This is a genomic window from Dyella terrae (assembly GCF_022394535.1).
Taxonomy (GTDB): Bacteria; Pseudomonadota; Gammaproteobacteria; order Xanthomonadales; family Rhodanobacteraceae; genus Dyella.
In genome coordinates this window covers 2700884-2717357 of sequence record NZ_CP089414.1, presented here as the reverse complement: position 1 = coordinate 2717357, position 16474 = coordinate 2700884, and the positions used below count along the sequence as shown (strand labels likewise).

Sequence of the window (16474 nt, the reverse complement as noted above, 5' to 3'; positions counted from 1 at the left end):
TCGTTGCCACTGAGATCGCACGCAGTGGTGGTGTCGCAAACGGTCGCGCGGGGCAAAGGAGCATTCATTCGGAAGGACCGTTCTCGATGTCTTGGTTGGTTGAAGAGCGCGGTCTGTGGATCGCGGTACTTGTGGCGCTTTTGCTGGGTATCTGGCTGCAGTCGCGTGGGAGACGCAAAGGTGCGCGGGGCAACAGAATGGCGCGGAAACCGCAGTCTCAGGGATAAGGAAATTGCCGTGCTGGCGCTTGGCTGGGACGGTGTGTCGACGCCTGACGCATCGACGCCAGTGCTACCTTCGCATGGAGGCGAAGCGGAGATGGAAGCTTCCCTACGTGATCACGATGCCGTACCGGCAGTAGCCTTTCCCCCTCCTCCCATTGACCAAGATGGGGACTTTCCCGTGCGGGTGTTCAACGCACTTAACTCGCCTGGTGGCGCCTGTGCTACTTGGCCGGCTGGTGACGCTTTGCGACACCAGAGATCAGTCATCCGAGCTGCCGTCGATACGGGCGAAGGAAACGGCGTTTCCTTCAAGTTGCCAGGCAATCTCGAGTGGCCTCTGTGGGCGCGCCTTCCCTGTCCCGGTGCGCAAACGTCGGCCGTTGTATTTGCCTTCAAGGTGCTGGGTGCTGACGAACTGGCTGCGCGCGAGCCAACTGGCAAATCTCCAGATACTCAGATGAGTCTGCCGGGTGCGAGTAATGATGGCGCCGTTGCGTCATTGGAAGCACTGGAAGCGCATTTGCAGCGCCACCCTGATGATGTGGAAGCAAAGCGCGTGTTTGGCCTTCAGCTTTTTGCGGAAGCCAACGAGGAGCCGGACGAAGCCATTCGTGCAGGCATGATGGACGCCGGCATCCATGAGCTGTTGGGCATTCCGCCGGCTGAGCGTGGCACAGCGGCCCGCCTGCAACTAGGCGAGGCGTGTCGTGTGAGGGCGCTTATCGGCCCCGAGGTGGATGAAGCGCTCTTGCTCGAGGCCGAAGGGATCTTGCGTGCCGCTCTCGCGGACGACGATCAACCGCAGTCCGAAGCGGCCTGGCAACTCCAAAGCGTCCTTCGCGTGGTCTTGCGTGAACGATCCGACGCATGGAGTTTGGAGCGCCTGGAGGAAGCTCGAGCTTTGTTGGTCCGGGGTGGGGTGTCGTCGTCTTTGGCGCCGAACTGGAGGGCGGCACTCCTGCAGACCGAACTGCAGATCGTCCAGATGTCCGCCTTTAACGCCAGTGAGCGTCGCCTGAGGTTGCGAGGGTTGCACATAGCGTGGTCCGAAACGATGAAGGTCGAGCACTCTGCCGCCGTGCTTGGGGCGTGTATCGAGTTGCTCTGTGAGATGGCCGGCATGGCGGTGGGGAAGGCGGCGCTGGAACGCTACGCCGACGCCGATGCCTTGCTGGCACGTCTGCGATCCTGCGAGAACGAGGAGGTGACCTACGCGCGCGCTTTCGCTCTGGTCGCGCTGGGTCGCGCAGAACTGGGCCACGGCACCTCGCAAACCTCCCGCTTGGAGGAGGTCGAATCGATTCTGGCTCCTTTCATCGAACAACACCCGGATCTTCGCTTGCACGCGTGCCGCGCCGTGCTGGCCTGGGCGCGGCACAAGGGGCGGCAAGAAGCCTTGCCGCTATACCAGCGCGCGGTGGAACTGAGCCGCCCACTGACGGGGACGCCGACCTTCATGCGCGGCGCGCTGCAATGCATGGTCGAGGCGCTACTGGCCCTTGACGAAGTAAATGATCGTCCGGTCTACGCCAAATGCTTGGAAATGATGACCGGGCCGAACGACGCGGGGGCGCTGCTGCTGTTGGCCGAAAGCGCGTTACGCCATCGCGAACACAGCAGCGGTTGCCTGTTCGCGGAGCAGGCGTGGCGAGCTGGTGGTCACCTGCCTATGGCCTTGGTAGCCCTTTGGAAGCAGGGTTATGGCACTTGGGAGGCGAGCGAAGGAGCGTCCGAGGAGGTAAGCCGCAATCGTCAGTGTCTTCGCATGGCGATGAGCGCCGCGGGTGAGCATGAACGATTCGCACGATAGAGGGCGGTAGGTGGCGTCTGTCGATCAGCGGATGACCATGTCCAGAATCATGTTGTCGCCGATCGAGACGAGCAGGTAATTGCTGTCATTGCGCACCCAGCGGTAGCCATAGGGTGGTGGTGCAAGGCGATAGCCCCGATAGTCGTTCACGATATACATCGGGCCGTCATAGCGGTAACCGCGCTCCCAGCGGTGTGGACGGCCGTAGTAGCCACGGTCGCTGTAGTAGCGATGCTCCCATGGGCCGTGACGGTCACGGTCATGCCCGCGGCCGTGATCGTCGTAATGGCCTCGGCCTCGGTCATGATCGTGCCAGGGATCGGCCGACACCACGCCACTGCTGGCGAGCAAGGCCAGGGCCACGAACACGCTGGAAAGGGTCTTCATCGCATCATCCTCGGAGTGCCCGCCGTCGCCATGCGTCAGATGTATCGGGCAAGCACATCGTAAAAATCTGCGTCTGAACGTCGAATGTGTTTTTTCGTAGGCGTCGTGCAAGCTTTCAGCCTTGGCTTATCCATCTGAACCGATGTACAGGGATCCTTGGGGAGGCGTTCATGTTCTTGCGGGCGATGCTGGGGTTGGTGGCGCTGGCCGTAGTGCTCTATGCGGGCATCTGCGTGTCCCTCTATCTGGGACAGCGGCAGGAGATCTATCACCCCGAAACGACTTGGCGCGTGCAGCAGGCGCCCGATTTCGAACTGGTGGATGAGGGCGTCCGCCTGCGTGGTTGGGTCATGAACCCCGGGCAGCGGAAGGCGCTGCTTTATTTCGGTGGGAATGGAGAACGCATCGAGGATTCACGCGAAGAGCTGGCGCGCTGGTTTCCGGATCGCACGATCTATTTGCTGCCCTATCGTGGCTATGCCGCGAGCGGAGGCAAGCCGAGCGAGGCGGCGCTGATGGCTGATGCGTCAGCCCTGTTCGATCGCGTGGCGCAGACCCATGAGCAGGTCGCGGTGATCGGGCGCAGCCTGGGCAGTGGTGTCGCGGTGCAATTGGCGGCGAAGCGACCGGTGGAGCGCCTCGTGCTGGTCACACCGTTCGACAGCCTGGTACGTGTGGCTGAGGGGTACTTTCCATGGTTGCCCGTGAACGCGCTGATGCGCGATCGCTTCGAATCATGGCGCTACGTCAACGATATCCACTGCCCTGTATTGGTGGTCCAAGCAGAGGATGATCAAGTAGTTCCTGCCGCACGCACCCTGGTACTGGTCCACGCTTTCCGGCAGACGCCCGCGTTGCAGGTGGTGGCTGACGCCGGGCACAACAGCATCCAGGATCACGCCGACTATCGAGTGAGCCTGGAGCGTTTCCTACGATGATGCCTACCGGCCGAACGGCTCCAGCTTTTGCGTGACCTTGGCGTTTTTCAGCGTCACGTACTGAGGCAGGCCGTTCTTGCCATAGGGCAGCGGCGCTTCGCCCTGGATCAACGGTGAGAGGTAGCGGCGGGCCGCCGCCGTGATACCGAAACCGTCGCGGGTGAGGAAGCCTGCGGGCATCTTCTTCTCGCGATTGGCGATTTTCGATAGCGACGCAGGCTCGATCTTCCAGCGGTACGGCGCATCGTTGGTGCGTACGATCACCGGCATCACCGCGTTCATGCCAGCCAGCGCGTAGTCGACAGCAGCCTTGCCGACGGCATAGGCCTGGTCGGCGTCCGTCTTGGAAGCAAGGTGGCGCGCGGAGCGCTGCAGGTAATCGGGCAGGGCCCAGTGGTACTTGTAGCCCAGCTTCTCCTTGACCAACGCCGCGAGCACCGGCGCCACGCCGCCGAGCTGGCTGTGGCCAAACGCGTCGCGCGTGCCGGCTTCTGCGAGGAATTGTCCCTCCGCGTTGAGCAGGCCCTCAGAGGCGACCACGGTGCACCAGCCGACGCGCTCCACCGTCGCCTTCACCTTGGCGAGGAAGGCCGCTTCGTCGAACGTGCGCTCGGGGAACAAGATGATGTGCGGCGGTGCATCCGCGCCTTCGCCCGCGAGACCGGCGGCCGCGGCGATCCATCCTGCGTGGCGACCCATCACTTCGAGGATGAAGACCTTGGTCGAGGTATCCGCCATGGAGGCCACGTCCAGGCTTGCTTCTAGCGTCGAGACCGCCGTGTACTTCGCGACCGAGCCGAAGCCGGGGCAGCAGTCGGTGACCGCCAGGTCGTTGTCCACCGTTTTCGGCACGCCGATACAGCGGATGTCGTAGTTCATCGCTTTGCCGATCTGCGAGAGCTTCAGCGCCGTGTCGGCCGAGTCGTTGCCGCCGTTGTAGAGGAACCAACGGATGTCGTGCGCGCGAAAGACCTCGATCAACCGTTCGTACTCGGCGCGATTGGCCTCCAGCGACTTCAGCTTATAGCGGCACGAACCGAATGCGCCGCCTGGCGTATGGCGCAACGCGGCGATGGCGGCTTTCGACTCCTTGCCCGTATCGATCAGCTCTTCGCGCAGGGCGCCGAGAATGCCGTTATGCGCGGCGTAGACGGGCACGCCCTTGGCGCGCGCCGCGTCGATCACGCCAGCTGCGGTGGCATTGATCACGGCGGTGACGCCGCCAGATTGGGCGTAGAGCAGACGGCCTGCAGGCTTGGACTTGGATTTCACTGCCATGGGTTTCTCAATCCGGTAGGGCGAGGTTGCCATTTCCATCAAACACGAAGTACGGGTTGAATGCGAACTCCCACAGGTGCCCGTCGGGATCGGCGAGGTAGCCGGAGTAGCCACCCCAGAAGGCCTCCTGCGGCGTCTTCAGTTCGCGCGCACCAGCGGCGAGGGCGACCGTAAACTATTCGTCGACCTCTTCCTTTGACCCGGCGTTTCGGGCCAGCGTGACGGCGGCAAAGCCCGTTGGTAGGTCTTCCGCCAGCGCGTCCTCGGCCAGGGCTTCGCGCCCGTACAGGGCAAGCACGCCCGCGCTGCCTTTGAGGAACACGATGTTGTCGTTGCTAGCCGAAGAGACCTTCCAACCCCATGCTTCGTAGAACTGGCGTGAACGGGCCAGGTCGCTGACACCCAGTGTGACGATATGGATCTGCGGTGTGGACACGGAGCTTTCCTCGAAAGGGATCGGCAGAGCTTAATCCGGCCCGACGGCGGCGTCCCTGTGACATTCGCGTGTCATGGTTAACCCTTTTGGCAACAAGTACTTGCCGTTTTTCACCTGCTTTCTCGGTTTGACGCCAAAGCTCGCAGAAGCTAATTTGAACGCCACTTTTCTTGCATCCGACGGGCCCGCAGCGTGCGCGGTTCGTGGATACCTTGGAGCACTATGCGACTCGTCCTACTCGGTCCGCCCGGTTCGGGCAAAGGCACCCAGGCTGCGCGTCTGAAGGTGGAACTTGGCATTCCGCACATCTCGACCGGCGACATGCTTCGCGCGGCGGTGGCTGCCGGCACGCCGACAGGCCTGAAGGCGAAGGCCGTGATGGATGCAGGCAAGCTGGTGTCGGACGACATTCTGCTGGCCATGCTCGAAGAGCGCCTCTCGCAGGATGACGTGAAGGGTGGCTTCATCCTCGACGGCTATCCGCGCAACCTGGCCCAGGCCGACGCACTGGATCATCTGCTGGCCAAGATCGGCCAGCCGCTGGATGCCGTGGTGAAGCTCGACGTGCCCAACGAAGTGATTATCGGCCGCTGCGAAATTCGCTTCGCCGCCGAGCACCGCAAGGATGATGATCCGGTCGTGGTGCGTGATCGCCTGAAGGTCTACGCCGAGCAGACGGCGCCGGTCGCCGATTTCTTCGCTCGCCGCGGCAAGCTGCAGGTGGTCGACGGCGTGGGTGAGCTCGACGAGGTAACCGCGCGCGTCAAGCGTGCGCTCGCCAGCGAATCGGCCGCCGCGAACGGCTAATGTCCCGGGCCGCCGCAAGGCGGCCCGATGCTTTTGGGGCGGCGCAAGGCGTCGTCCATGTTCCATCGAACGGATTACCCATGCGTCTGCACATCCTCGGCATCTGCGGCACCTTCATGGGCGGCGTCGCCGCGCTGGCGCGCGAGCTCGGCCTTACCGTCGAAGGTTCCGACGCCAACGTCTACCCGCCTATGAGCACTCAGCTGGAAGCGCTGGGCATTCGCCTGATGGACGGCTACAAGGCCGATTACCTCAAGCCTGCGCCCGACCTGGTCGTGGTGGGCAACGCGATGGTGCGCGGCAATCCCGCTGTGGAATACATGCTCGACGAACAGTTGCGCTACATCTCCGGCCCGCAATGGCTGGGCGAAACGCTGTTACCGGGGCGCGAGGTGCTGGCGGTGGCCGGCACGCACGGCAAGACCACGACCACCAGCCTGCTGGCGCACCTGCTGGAAAGCGCGGGCCTGTCGCCCGGCTTCCTGATCGGTGGCGTACCCGGCAATTTCGACGTGTCAGCGCGCGTGGGCAGTGGCAAGCCGTTTGTGATCGAGGCGGACGAATACGACAGCGCCTTCTTCGACAAGCGCTCGAAGTTCGTGCACTACCGTCCCCGCATCGCGATCCTCAACAACCTCGAATACGATCACGCGGATATCTTCCCCGACGTGGCAGCCATCCAGCGCCAGTTCCATCACTTGGTGCGTACGGTACCGGGCAATGGGCGTCTGATTGTCAACGCGCACGACCATCACTTGGCGGAAGTGCTGGCCATGGGCTGCTGGACGCCGGTGGAAACCTTCGGCATCGGGCAGGGTGACTGGCAGGCTGAGCTGATCGAGGCCGATGGCTCTGCTTTCACGGTACGACGCGGTGGCGAGGTGATCGGCGAGATCCGTTGGTCCCTGCTTGGCAACCATAGCGTGATGAACGCACTCGCCGCGCTGGCGGCAGCGACCGCTGCCGGAGCGGATCCGCGCGCCCTGTTGCCTGCGTTCGCCAGCTTCCAGAGCGTCAAGCGCCGCATGGAGGTGGTGGGCGAAGCGAACGGCGTGCGTGTGTATGACGACTTCGCACACCATCCAACCGCTATTGCTACGACCCTGGCGGGTCTGCGCGCCAAGGTCGGCAAGGCACGTATCGTGGTAGCGCTGGAGCCACGCTCGAATTCGATGAGGCTGGGCGCGCATTCCGAAGCGCTGGCGCCGTCGCTGGCGGATGCCGATGCCGTGGTGTTCCTGCATCGCCCCGAGCTTCCGTGGGATGCGGGGCGCGTGACCGGCGCATTGAACGGCCGAGGCAGCGCCGTGCCGACGGTGGACGCGTTGATTGCCGCGCTGCGTAGTGAAGTGCGCGCAGGCGATCACGTGGTCTTCATGTCCAACGGCGGTTTCGAAGGCGCGCCGCGCCGTTTCGCCGAAGCGATCAAATCCTGACCGCCTTCTTATTGTTTTAGGAGGGGAGCTGGCGCGATTAGACTCCTCGCATGGCCGCCAAGTCCCCCCTACCTCGACCTACCGCTGTTTCCCCTCGGCACCGTGCTTTATCCCGGTGGCCAGCTGCCGCTGCGCATTTTCGAACGGCGCTACCTCGACATGATCCGGGAATGCGCGCGCACCGGGAGCTCGTTCGGCGTTTGCCTGATCCTGGATGGACAGGAGGCTGGTGCGCCGGCATTGCCCGCCGCCATCGGCACGCTGGCGCGTATCGTCGATTTCCACAACCGGGAAGATGGGCTGCTAGGCATTCTTGCCGAGGGCGATGAGCGTTTCCGGGTGGTGCGCACGCGGGTGCGCTCCGACGGTCTCGTGCGCGGCGATGTGGAGCCCTGGCCGTCGGAGCCGACCCACAACGTGCCGGTGGAGTTCGCGTTGCTGCAGGTGATCCTGGAGCGCCTGATCGAAAACATGGCGCCGCAGTGGCGACACGCGCCGCGTGATCTCTACGATGACGCCAGTTGGCTGGGTTTCCGGCTGTCGGAGCTGTTGCCTTTGCAGGTGGACGAGCAGCAGCGTTTGCTGGAGATCACCGATCCCATACAACGGCTGGCCGATCTGCGGGATATCCTGCCGCGCTTCCAACGCGCGTGAAACTTGGCGCGTGCGCCGGTTGGCCTGTTCTGCACCTTGCGCTCGTACTGCGCGCTTCTACACTGATTCACCCACGATCGAGGTGACACTTTCATGAGCAGCCTGGCCGGCAAGACCCTCTTCATCACCGGCGCCTCGCGCGGCATCGGTCTGGCGATTGCATTGCGCGCAGCGCGCGACGGCGCCAATGTGGCGATCGTTGCCAAGAGCAGCGTGCCCGATCCCAAGCTGCCGGGCACCATCTTCAGCGCCGCGCAGGAAGTGGAAGCTGCTGGTGGCAAGGCCTTGCCGATCAAGTGCGACATTCGCGAAGAAGACGAGGTGAAGGCCGCCGTCGCCGCGACCGTGGAACGCTTCGGTGGCATCGACATCCTGGTGAACAACGCGAGCGCGATCTGGCTGGCCGGGTTGGCGGAGACGCCGATGAAGCGCTTCGACCTGATGCAGCAAGTCAATGCCCGCGGCAGCTTTCTCTGCGCGCAAGCCTGTCTGCCGCACCTGCTCAAGTCCGACAACCCGCACATCCTCACGCTGGCGCCGCCGCCGTCGCTGGACCCGAAATGGTGGGCGCCGCATACGGGCTACACGCTGGCCAAGATGGGCATGAGCCTGGTGACGCTCGGACTGGCGGGTGAACTCGGCAGCAAGGGCATAGCCGTCAATGCGCTGTGGCCGCGCACGATCATTGCCACGGATGCGCTCAATATGATTCCGGGCGTGCCGCTGGAGCGTTGTCGCAAGCCAACCATCGTCGCCGACGCCGCGCATGCGGTGCTCACGCGCGAGGCCAAGGGTTTTGCCGGGCACTTCCTCATCGATGACGAGGTGCTGCACGAGGCGGGCGTCACCGATTTCACCTGGTACGCCATGGATGCCTCGCAGGAGCCGCTGCCCGATCTCTTCCTGGGGTAAGGTCAATGGCTTGTCCGTTCTGCGAGATCGTCGCCGGTCGTCTCGACGCTAGCGTGGTCGCGCAGACGGAGCATGCGCTGGCGTTCCTCGATCTCCGCCAGGCCGTGTCCGGCCACGTGCTAGTGATACCGAAGGCGCATGTCGAGGACATCTATGCGATCGACGCCGGATTGGCCGGCGAGGTCATGCAGTTGGGTGTGCGTGTGGCGTACGCTTTGCGCGAAGCGTTTCACCCACCCGGACTCAATCTGTGGCAGTCCAACGGCAAGGCCGGCGGCCAGGAAGTGCCACACTTTCATTTGCACGTGCAGCCGCGACGTGTGGCCGACGGTTTGCTGCGGGTGTATGCCGACGGCGTGCCGGCTTCTTCTCGCCGTATCGAGCTGGACGACATGGCGCTGCGTATCCGGCGCTTCATCACGTACGACGATGGCGTGTCCATGCCCCCGAGGTCCCCATGAAATACCTGCACACCATGATTCGCGTAAGCGACATCGACGAAAGCCTGCGCTTCTTTTGCGATGGCTTGGGCCTGAAGGAAATGCGCCGCATGGAAAACGCCGCGGGCAAGTTCACGCTGGTGTTCCTCGCCGCGCCGGGTTCACCGGAGGCGGAAGTCGAGCTGACCTACAACTGGGGCTCGACCGAGGATTATGGAAGTGCCCGCAACTTCGGCCATCTAGCCTTCCGCGTGGACGACATCTACGCCACCTGTGCTCATCTGCAGTCGATGGGCTACACCATCAACCGGCCGCCACGCGATGGACACATGGCTTTCGTACGCTCTCCCGACCTGGTTTCGGTGGAGTTGCTGCAGGACGGGCACCTCCCGCCTCAGGAGCCGTGGGCATCCATGCCTAATACGGGTTTCTGGTAAGCGCGTCAGCATCACAGCGCTGCGTTTGGGACCCCCAATCCGGTCGCAGCCCGGCGAGGAGGCCCCTAGGCCATAGGTGCTAGCTCGCCTGATAGCCTCCGGCTTCATGTTCGACGCTATTTGCGCCATTTGTGGGGTGACCGTGACCAGCGGAGTTGTATATTGTGTGACCCATATCACACTTTTGTAGCGGTCGCGGGCTAGCTTGGTGCGACGGGCGTGGTAGCCGGGGGGGTGCCATAGGACGTGGCAGCGACCGGCCGATACCTGTAACCCTTAGAGGGGTTGGGGGGAGGGACCATGGCTGTATTGAGGGAGGAAGCCAGGCGATGCGTCGTCTGGTTCGGGCAGCCTGCCGGTGAGGAGCGGGCAGTGCTGGCCGCGGCGGGATGGATCATCCGCGTGGCCGATGCCGGAACCCAGGGTGGTGTCGGTATGCGTAACAACGACACCGTGGTCGCGCTGGCTGACCTTCGGCATGGCGACCCTGCGTCTGCTCCTGCCATGGCGCAACTCATGGCTGATCATCCCTGGTTGCCGTGGGTGGCGCTTATTTCGCCCGACGTGCCGACGCACGAGCCGTTGATCGACCGCATTCTCGAAGCGAGCATCGAATACTTTTCCACGCCGGTGGATGTCGAACGCCTGGTAGAGGCGCTGGGCCGTATCGGTGGCGATCAGCCGCGCGTCGCCGATCCCGGTGATGTCGGCGTGACGGGTCGTAGTGCAGCCATCGGTGCAGTGGTGGCGAGCGTGCGCAAGTACGCGCCGGTGGAGCTGCCGGTGCTGATTACTGGCGAAACCGGCACCGGCAAGGAAGTAGCTGCGCGCGCCCTGCACAGTCTTTCCGCACGTGCCGAGCGCCCGTTTGCCGCGATCAATTGCGGTGCGCTGCCGCCGAACCTGGTGCAGTCCGAACTGTTTGGCCACGAGCGTGGCGCGTTCACCGGTGCGAATGCACGCCGTATCGGCCATTTCGAAACGGCAGCCGGTGGCACTGTATTTCTCGATGAAGTGGGCGATCTTCCGCTCGATGCCCAGACCAGTTTGCTGCGCTTCCTACAGGAAGGCACGCTGGAGCGCGTCGGCAGCAGCCTACTCATCAAGCTGGATGTGCGCGTGCTGGCTGCGACCCACGTGGACCTGGAAAAGGCAGTGGAGCAGGGCCGCTTTCGCGAGGATCTCTACTATCGCCTCAATGTGCTGCGCCTGCGTATGCCCCCGCTGCGCGAGCGTGAGGATGACGTGGTGGTGCTGGCGCAGAAGTTCCTCGATGCGTTCCGCGAGCAGCACACCAGCCACGCACGCGCCTTCAGCGCAAGCGCGCGCCGCGCCATGCTGGACTTTACCTGGCCGGGCAACGTGCGCGAATTGCTCAATCGCGTGCAGCGCGCGGCGGTGGTGGCGGAAGACGCGCTCATCGGCGTCAACGACCTCGACCTGGCTGACGTGCTGACCAAGCAGGCTGCGCGCTCAAGCTTGGGCAGCACACGAGTGGCGGCCGAGCGCGACGCCGTCATCGCCTGCCTGCGCGAAAGCCGTTTCAACGTGAGCGAATGCGCACGCCGGCTGAAGGTGTCGCGCGTGACTATCTACCGCCTGTGCAAGAAGCACCAGCTCGCACTCGACGAGCTTCGCTGATCGGATATCCATAGGCCGCAAGGGCCATCCCGGATCTCGTTGCTGACTGCCCCGTCCGGGGCGATTGGCGGATGCTCGCTTCTGCATGACTGGTTGGGCGCCAGCCCAGTCACTCGATTGCAAGCACCCGCCGCTCGCCCCGGACGGGGTTAGCCGACCGTGGGGAATGCTGTCTGCTGGAAAAAGAAAGGAAGGCCCCCGACCCGCAGGGGTCGGGTCGGGGGCTTCCATTGGTGCCCCGGCCACAGGGGTTGCCGGGTTACCGCCCTCATGACCGCCTTACGGCGGAATGCTTTTCGACGTTCTTCCCGCCAAGCCTGGGGCGGGAATGAGTGATCCGGTTGCCAGCTGCGAGCTTCGTGCCGACGTAGCCCTGGGCCATCCAAGGGCATTGCCATCCTGTCGCCGAGACAGTCCGTATCGCGGTGTTCGGCGCGTTGTCGCAGCTGGCCCTTCCCCCTTCCCGCCTGTACGGTGTAAAGCGAGCAATCACCGTGCCAACACGGGACAAGGGCTGAAAACCTTGGGTTTTAGGGGTGCGTGAACCACCCCGCCAATTTTGAACCGTGCTAAAGGCGTTACAGCGATCCCCCTTTATGGATGCCGCGAACGGTGCTTAACACCTGTTGCAGCGCCGTTTCCGGGGAGCTGTATCAATCGGGTTACAGCGGACAGGCGAAATGTCACACCTGCCATTCGCGTGCTGTCGAGCAAGGGCAGGCCTGGGCGCCGTCGGATGACATGCGCAGCCCATACGCGTGCGGCCCACGCAGCAGCGTTGCGCGAGGCGTGACAATCGTGCAAAGCCGCCCCTCAGGGCTTACGATGCGTGGACGCCGCCCATGGTGACGTATCCCCACCCCATCCCATCTCAAGCATGGTGTCGTCGGTTGCGACGGTGCCCGGAGTACGACATGCACGCGCAAGACCCGTCCGCCCAATCCCTGATCGATCTCGGCAAGCGCTACTGGCTGCCGGTGTATCGACCGCGCGATGTGGTGCTGGACCACGGCAAAGGCGCGCGCGTGTGGGATACGGAGGGTCGCGACTACGTCGATTTCGGCGCGGGCATCGCTGTGAACGCGCTGGGTCATCAGGACCCCGACTTGCTCGAGGCCCTGACCACGCAGGCGCACAAGCTCTGGCACACCAGCAACGTGTTCTACAGCGAACCGCCGCTGCGCCTGGCAGAAGAGTTGGTGGCGTCCTCCGGCTTCGCCGAGCGCGTGTTTTTTTGCAACTCCGGCGCGGAAGCCAACGAGGCGGCCATCAAGCTGGTGCGCAAGTGGGCTACGTCGCAAGGGCGCGAGGCGGGCAAACGCGTCATCATCACTTTCCGCGGCTCCTTCCATGGCCGCACGCTGGCGGCGGTAACGGCGACAGCGCAGCCCAAGTATCAAGAGGGCTACGAGCCGCTGCCCGGCGGCTTCCGCTATCTCGACTTCAATGACGTGCCGGCGTTGGAGGCTGCCTTCGCACACGGCGACGTGGCCGCCGTGATGCTCGAGCCGGTGCAGGGCGAAGGTGGCGTGCTACCGGCAGCGCCCGGGTTCGTCCAGCGCGTGCGCGAACTGTGCGATCAGTACAACGCACTGTTGGTGCTGGATGAAATCCAGTGCGGCATGGGGCGTTCGGGTACGTTGTTCGCCTATGTACAAGACGGTGTGAAGCCGGACATCGTCACCCTGGCCAAGGCGTTGGGCTGCGGCTTCCCCATCGGCGCCATGTTGGCCGGCCCAAAGGTGGCTGAGGTGATGCAGTTCGGTGCGCACGGCACCACGTTCGGTGGCAACCCGCTGGGGGCTGCGGTGGCGCGCGTGGCGCTGCGTAAGCTGTCCTCACCGGAACTGTTGGCCAATGTCGCGCGCCAGTCGCAGGCATTGCGCGATGGCTTGCAGCGCATCAATGCCTCGCTGCACTTGTTCGACGAGGTGCGCGGGCGTGGTCTGATGCTCGGTGCCGTGCTCAATGAGGCGAACAAGGGCAACGCCGGCGTTATCCTTGATCACGCGGCGGCACACGGTCTGCTCGTGCTGCAGGCGGGTCCGGATGTGCTGCGCTTCGTGCCCGCGCTCAACATTAGCGACGAGGATGTCACCGAAGGTCTGCAGCGTCTTGAGACCGCATTGCGCAGTTTCATCGCGGGCTGAACGACCCGTCGGCGGTGCGCTTCCCCTGGAGAAGCGCACTCTTCGCGTAATAAGTTTCTGCGCTTATTGTTGGTCTGCGTGTTCATCCGCGGTGCTGGGCTGCATCGGTCCCGCCAGCGATTCTCCGCACCTCCGGCAAAACTTCGCATCCACCTCATGCGCCTGCAGGTTGCATGCCGGGCAAGCGGAATGTTGGCGGGCGTCACGAATGCCCGCGGCCAGTTCGGCGGCAAAGATGCCGGTTGGTACCGCGATGATGCTGTAGCCCACCAGCATGATCAGCGAGGTGAGTATCTGACCCAGTGTGGTGTGTGGGGTGATGTCGCCGAAGCCCACCGTCGTCATGGTCACCACCGCCCAGTACATAGCGCGGGGGGTGCTGGTGAAGCCGTTCTCCGGCCCCTCGACCAGATACATCAGCGCACCGAAGATCAGTACCAGGGTAAGGATCGTGCTGATGAAGATGAAAATCTTCCGACGCGCCTTAACCAGGGTGCCCCACAGCAGATCCGCCTCACCCACGTAGCGCGTCATCTTAAGCACGCGGAAGATGCGCAGAATGCGCACCGCCCGGATCACGAGCAGGTACTGGCTGCCTGTCACCACCAGGCTCACGTAGGTCGGCAATACCGCGAGCAGGTCCACGACACCGAAGAAGCTGAAGGCGTAGCGTCGCGGTTGCGCTACCACGCTCAGGCGCATCGCGTACTCCAGCGTGAACGCAACGGTGAAGACCCACTCCAACACGTAGAACAGATGCGCAAACCGAGCATGCAGGTCCATCACGGTATCGAGCATGGTGACGATGATGCTCGACAGGATTGCCACGATCAGGATCAGGTCGAACAGGCGACCCGGTGCATCGTCATGACTGAAGATGATGTGGAACCAGCGGGCACGCCAGCCCGTGGTTGTAGCTGGTGCCACGACGGAATCGAAGGGGAAGGGCGGTTGCTTGCTCATGCGGCGGGCTCCCTGTCGCAATGGGAGGCAGCATAGCGCCCGCATCGGGAAGGTTGGATCAGATCAGGCTGAAGTTGGCGAGCGCGGTCTTCAGCCCGGTGAGGTCGCGATAGTGATGCGCCACCAGCTCCGCCTCACGAGCGCCGTCAACGTTGTCTCGATTGTCGTCGACGAACAGCGTCGCATTGGCGGGCACGCCGAGCCGATCCAGGCACCTCGTGTAGACCTGTGCCTGCGGCTTGCGGGCGCTGAACTGTGCCGAGGCGAAGGCACGCCCCTCGAAGAGTGGAAACAGCGCCGGAACGATCCGCGGCAGCTGTTCCGCCATCAGCACACCGTTGTTGGTAAGGATCGCCACGGTGACCCGCGTGGCCAGTGCGGTGGCCAGCTCCAATACGTCCTCCCGTATTTGCGTGGCGGCTCGGCGCGCTGCCATCCAGGCGTCCAGCGTGACTGGGCGGGCGAGATGTGCACTCAGTGCGTCGAGATAGGACGCCGCCGTCAGCATGCCGCTATCGGCGGCATCCTCGATCCCCGAGCCGTAGATCGCCTCCTGTACGGCCTCCGGCGCGCAGCCGATGGCGTGAGCCAGATGACTCACGCGCACCGAACGGTCGTAGTCCACCAGGACCTCGTCTAAGTCGAACAGGATGCAGCGCAGCGTCACCTCAGCCAGCACGTGTCGCGCGCAGCGCACCACGGGCGGCTTCCAGCGTATCGGCGATGTCCTGCTCGCTGTGGGCGCTGGAGACAAAGCCTGCCTCGAAGGCGGATGGAGCGAGATAGACGCCACGTTCCAGCATGCCGTGGAAGAAGCGGTTGAACATGGCGGTGTCCGCTGCCGTGGCCTGTGCGTAGCTGTCCACCTTTTCCTTGGTGAAGAACAGGCCGAACATGCCGCCCACCCGATTGGTGCTGAACGCAACACCTTCGCCGTCCGCCACAGCCTGCAGGCCGTCGGTGAGCAGGCGCGTGCGTGCGGCTAGCTGGTCGTAGAAACCCGGTGCTTGGATAAGCTCCAGCATGGCCAAGCCTGCCGCCATGGCCACTGGATTGCCCGATAGCGTGCCCGCCTGGTAAATCGGACCGGCCGGTGCGATCTGCTGCATCAGGTCGCGGCGACCGCCATACGCGCCCACCGGCATGCCACCGCCGATGATCTTGCCGAAGGTGGTCAGGTCCGGCGTCACACCGTAATACGCTTGCGCGCCGCCAAGTGCCACGCGGAAGCCAGTCATCACCTCGTCGAAAATCAGCAGCGCGCCGTGCTTGGTGCACAGCTCGCGCAGGCCCTGCAGGTAGCCGTCCTTCGGCGGGATGCAATTCATGTTGCCTGCCACCGGTTCGATGATCAGGCCGGCGATGTCGTGGCCGTGCTCGTCGAACAAGCGCACCGCGGCGTCGAGGTCGTTATAGGTGAGTGTGAGGGTCAGGTCAGCATTGGCCTTCGGCACGCCGGGCGAGGTCGGCACGCCGAAAGTGAGCGCGCCCGAGCCGGCTTTCACCAGGAAGCTGTCACCGTGGCCGTGGTAGCAGCCCTCGAACTTCACGATCAGGTTGCGCCCCGTCGCGCCTCGGGCCAGACGGATGGCCGACATGGTGGCCTCCGTGCCCGAATTGACCATGCGCACCATGTCGATGGACGGAATCAGGCGGGTGATGGTTTCCGCCATGGTGATTTCGGCGGGGCAGGGCGTGCCATACGAGAGGCCGTTCTTCACAGCCTTCTCAACGACCTCACGCACGTGCGGGTGGTTATGGCCCACGATCATCGGCCCCCACGAACCGACGTAGTCGATATACCGCTTGCCTTCGACGTCCCACAGATATGGGCCATCCGCTCGCGCGGTGAAGAATGGTTCGCCACCCACCGACTTGAAGGCGCGCACCGGCGAGTTCACGCCGCCGGGCATCAGCTGCTGCGCACGTTGGAAGAGTTCGTGATTGGTGGTCATCGTGGG

General features: G+C 63.8%; 16 protein-coding genes and 1 pseudogene. 10 read left to right on the top strand and 7 right to left on the bottom strand.

Annotation, left to right across the window (positions count from 1 at the left end):
- Nucleotides 1-681 precede the first annotated feature (681 nt).
- A complete protein-coding gene (locus tag DYST_RS11780; RefSeq protein WP_239945856.1) occupies nucleotides 682-2034 on the top strand; it encodes a hypothetical protein in 1353 nt (450 codons plus the stop codon).
- A 24-nt stretch (nucleotides 2035-2058) separates the two neighbouring features.
- Here DYST_RS11780 and DYST_RS11775 read toward each other — a convergent pair whose 3' ends face one another.
- Nucleotides 2059-2421: an RcnB family protein gene (locus tag DYST_RS11775; protein WP_239945855.1), complete on the bottom strand. Its 363-nt coding sequence runs from the start codon at nucleotides 2419-2421 to the stop codon at nucleotides 2059-2061.
- Nucleotides 2422-2591: 170 nt separating this feature from the next.
- Between DYST_RS11775 and DYST_RS11770 the strand changes: the two genes are divergently transcribed.
- Nucleotides 2592-3359 (top strand): alpha/beta hydrolase, encoded by a 768-nt coding sequence (locus tag DYST_RS11770; protein WP_239945854.1) that lies wholly within the window; start codon nucleotides 2592-2594, stop codon nucleotides 3357-3359.
- Nucleotides 3360-3362: 3 nt separating this feature from the next.
- Here DYST_RS11770 and DYST_RS11765 read toward each other — a convergent pair whose 3' ends face one another.
- The 3 genes and pseudogenes from DYST_RS11765 to DYST_RS11760 form a co-directional block, all read right to left on the bottom strand.
- The gene (locus DYST_RS11765) at nucleotides 3363-4637 is read right to left on the bottom strand and encodes a 6-phosphofructokinase (RefSeq protein WP_239945853.1); all 1275 of its coding nucleotides are present in this window, start codon (nucleotides 4635-4637) and stop codon (nucleotides 3363-3365) included.
- A gap of 7 nt (nucleotides 4638-4644) precedes the next feature.
- Nucleotides 4645-4788: pseudogene (locus DYST_RS24330) on the bottom strand (VOC family protein); the annotation flags it as partial.
- 24 nt (nucleotides 4789-4812) lie between these two features.
- On the bottom strand, nucleotides 4813-5073 hold the full coding sequence (locus DYST_RS11760) for a hypothetical protein (RefSeq protein WP_239945852.1): 261 nt from the start codon (nucleotides 5071-5073) through the stop codon (nucleotides 4813-4815).
- 222 nt (nucleotides 5074-5295) lie between these two features.
- Here DYST_RS11760 and DYST_RS11755 point away from each other — a divergent pair, with 222 nt between their 5' ends.
- The 8 genes from DYST_RS11755 to DYST_RS11720 all read left to right on the top strand — a co-directional run bounded on the left by DYST_RS11755 (nucleotide 5296) and on the right by DYST_RS11720 (nucleotide 13550).
- Nucleotides 5296-5880 carry an adenylate kinase gene (locus DYST_RS11755; RefSeq protein WP_102301003.1) on the top strand — a complete coding sequence of 195 codons (585 nt, stop codon included), beginning with the start codon at nucleotides 5296-5298 and terminating at the stop codon, nucleotides 5878-5880.
- Nucleotides 5881-5960: 80 nt separating this feature from the next.
- Nucleotides 5961-7316, top strand: a complete 1356-nt coding sequence (gene mpl, locus DYST_RS11750) for a UDP-N-acetylmuramate:L-alanyl-gamma-D-glutamyl-meso-diaminopimelate ligase (RefSeq protein WP_239945851.1) — start codon at nucleotides 5961-5963, stop codon at nucleotides 7314-7316.
- 102 nt (nucleotides 7317-7418) lie between these two features.
- Nucleotides 7419-7970, top strand: coding sequence for an LON peptidase substrate-binding domain-containing protein (locus DYST_RS11745; RefSeq protein ID WP_239945850.1), 552 nt, complete (start codon nucleotides 7419-7421; stop codon nucleotides 7968-7970).
- A 93-nt stretch (nucleotides 7971-8063) separates the two neighbouring features.
- On the top strand, nucleotides 8064-8882 hold the full coding sequence (locus DYST_RS11740; protein WP_239945849.1) for an SDR family oxidoreductase: 819 nt from the start codon (nucleotides 8064-8066) through the stop codon (nucleotides 8880-8882).
- Between the two features lie 5 nt (nucleotides 8883-8887).
- Nucleotides 8888-9343: an HIT family protein gene (locus tag DYST_RS11735; RefSeq protein WP_239945848.1), complete on the top strand. Its 456-nt coding sequence runs from the start codon at nucleotides 8888-8890 to the stop codon at nucleotides 9341-9343.
- Nucleotides 9340-9759, top strand: coding sequence for a VOC family protein (locus tag DYST_RS11730; RefSeq protein ID WP_239945847.1), 420 nt, complete (start codon nucleotides 9340-9342; stop codon nucleotides 9757-9759). The genes DYST_RS11735 and DYST_RS11730 overlap by 4 nt, the downstream gene beginning before the upstream one ends.
- A gap of 300 nt (nucleotides 9760-10059) precedes the next feature.
- Nucleotides 10060-11400: a sigma-54 dependent transcriptional regulator gene (locus DYST_RS11725; protein ID WP_239945846.1), complete on the top strand. Its 1341-nt coding sequence runs from the start codon at nucleotides 10060-10062 to the stop codon at nucleotides 11398-11400.
- A 914-nt stretch (nucleotides 11401-12314) separates the two neighbouring features.
- A complete protein-coding gene (locus DYST_RS11720) occupies nucleotides 12315-13550 on the top strand; it encodes an acetylornithine transaminase (RefSeq protein WP_239945845.1) in 1236 nt (411 codons plus the stop codon).
- Between the two features lie 63 nt (nucleotides 13551-13613).
- On the opposite strand, the gene DYST_RS11715 is transcribed toward DYST_RS11720, so the two are convergent.
- From DYST_RS11715 to hemL, 3 genes are read right to left on the bottom strand one after another with little or no spacing between them, the layout of a single operon-like run.
- Nucleotides 13614-14513, bottom strand: a complete 900-nt coding sequence (locus tag DYST_RS11715) for an ion transporter (protein WP_239945844.1) — start codon at nucleotides 14511-14513, stop codon at nucleotides 13614-13616.
- 58 nt (nucleotides 14514-14571) lie between these two features.
- The gene (locus tag DYST_RS11710; protein ID WP_239945843.1) at nucleotides 14572-15213 is read right to left on the bottom strand and encodes an HAD family hydrolase; all 642 of its coding nucleotides are present in this window, start codon (nucleotides 15211-15213) and stop codon (nucleotides 14572-14574) included.
- A complete protein-coding gene (gene hemL, locus DYST_RS11705; protein WP_239945842.1) occupies nucleotides 15182-16468 on the bottom strand; it encodes a glutamate-1-semialdehyde 2,1-aminomutase in 1287 nt (428 codons plus the stop codon). Before hemL ends, DYST_RS11710 begins: the two co-directional genes overlap by 32 nt.
- Nucleotides 16469-16474 lie beyond the last annotated feature (6 nt).

Coding starts and splice junctions, on each gene's coding strand:
- DYST_RS11780 (WP_239945856.1), top strand. CDS start 682: ATGAGTCTGCCGGGTGCGAGTAATGATGGCGCCGTTGCGTCATTGGAA.
- DYST_RS11775 (WP_239945855.1), bottom strand. CDS start 2,421: ATGAAGACCCTTTCCAGCGTGTTCGTGGCCCTGGCCTTGCTCGCCAGC.
- DYST_RS11770 (WP_239945854.1), top strand. CDS start 2,592: ATGTTCTTGCGGGCGATGCTGGGGTTGGTGGCGCTGGCCGTAGTGCTC.
- DYST_RS11765 (WP_239945853.1), bottom strand. CDS start 4,637: ATGGCAGTGAAATCCAAGTCCAAGCCTGCAGGCCGTCTGCTCTACGCC.
- DYST_RS11755 (WP_102301003.1), top strand. CDS start 5,296: ATGCGACTCGTCCTACTCGGTCCGCCCGGTTCGGGCAAAGGCACCCAG.
- mpl (WP_239945851.1), top strand. CDS start 5,961: ATGCGTCTGCACATCCTCGGCATCTGCGGCACCTTCATGGGCGGCGTC.
- DYST_RS11740 (WP_239945849.1), top strand. CDS start 8,064: ATGAGCAGCCTGGCCGGCAAGACCCTCTTCATCACCGGCGCCTCGCGC.
- DYST_RS11735 (WP_239945848.1), top strand. CDS start 8,888: ATGGCTTGTCCGTTCTGCGAGATCGTCGCCGGTCGTCTCGACGCTAGC.
- DYST_RS11730 (WP_239945847.1), top strand. CDS start 9,340: ATGAAATACCTGCACACCATGATTCGCGTAAGCGACATCGACGAAAGC.
- DYST_RS11725 (WP_239945846.1), top strand. CDS start 10,060: ATGGCTGTATTGAGGGAGGAAGCCAGGCGATGCGTCGTCTGGTTCGGG.
- DYST_RS11720 (WP_239945845.1), top strand. CDS start 12,315: ATGCACGCGCAAGACCCGTCCGCCCAATCCCTGATCGATCTCGGCAAG.
- DYST_RS11715 (WP_239945844.1), bottom strand. CDS start 14,513: ATGAGCAAGCAACCGCCCTTCCCCTTCGATTCCGTCGTGGCACCAGCT.
- hemL (WP_239945842.1), bottom strand. CDS start 16,468: ATGACCACCAATCACGAACTCTTCCAACGTGCGCAGCAGCTGATGCCC.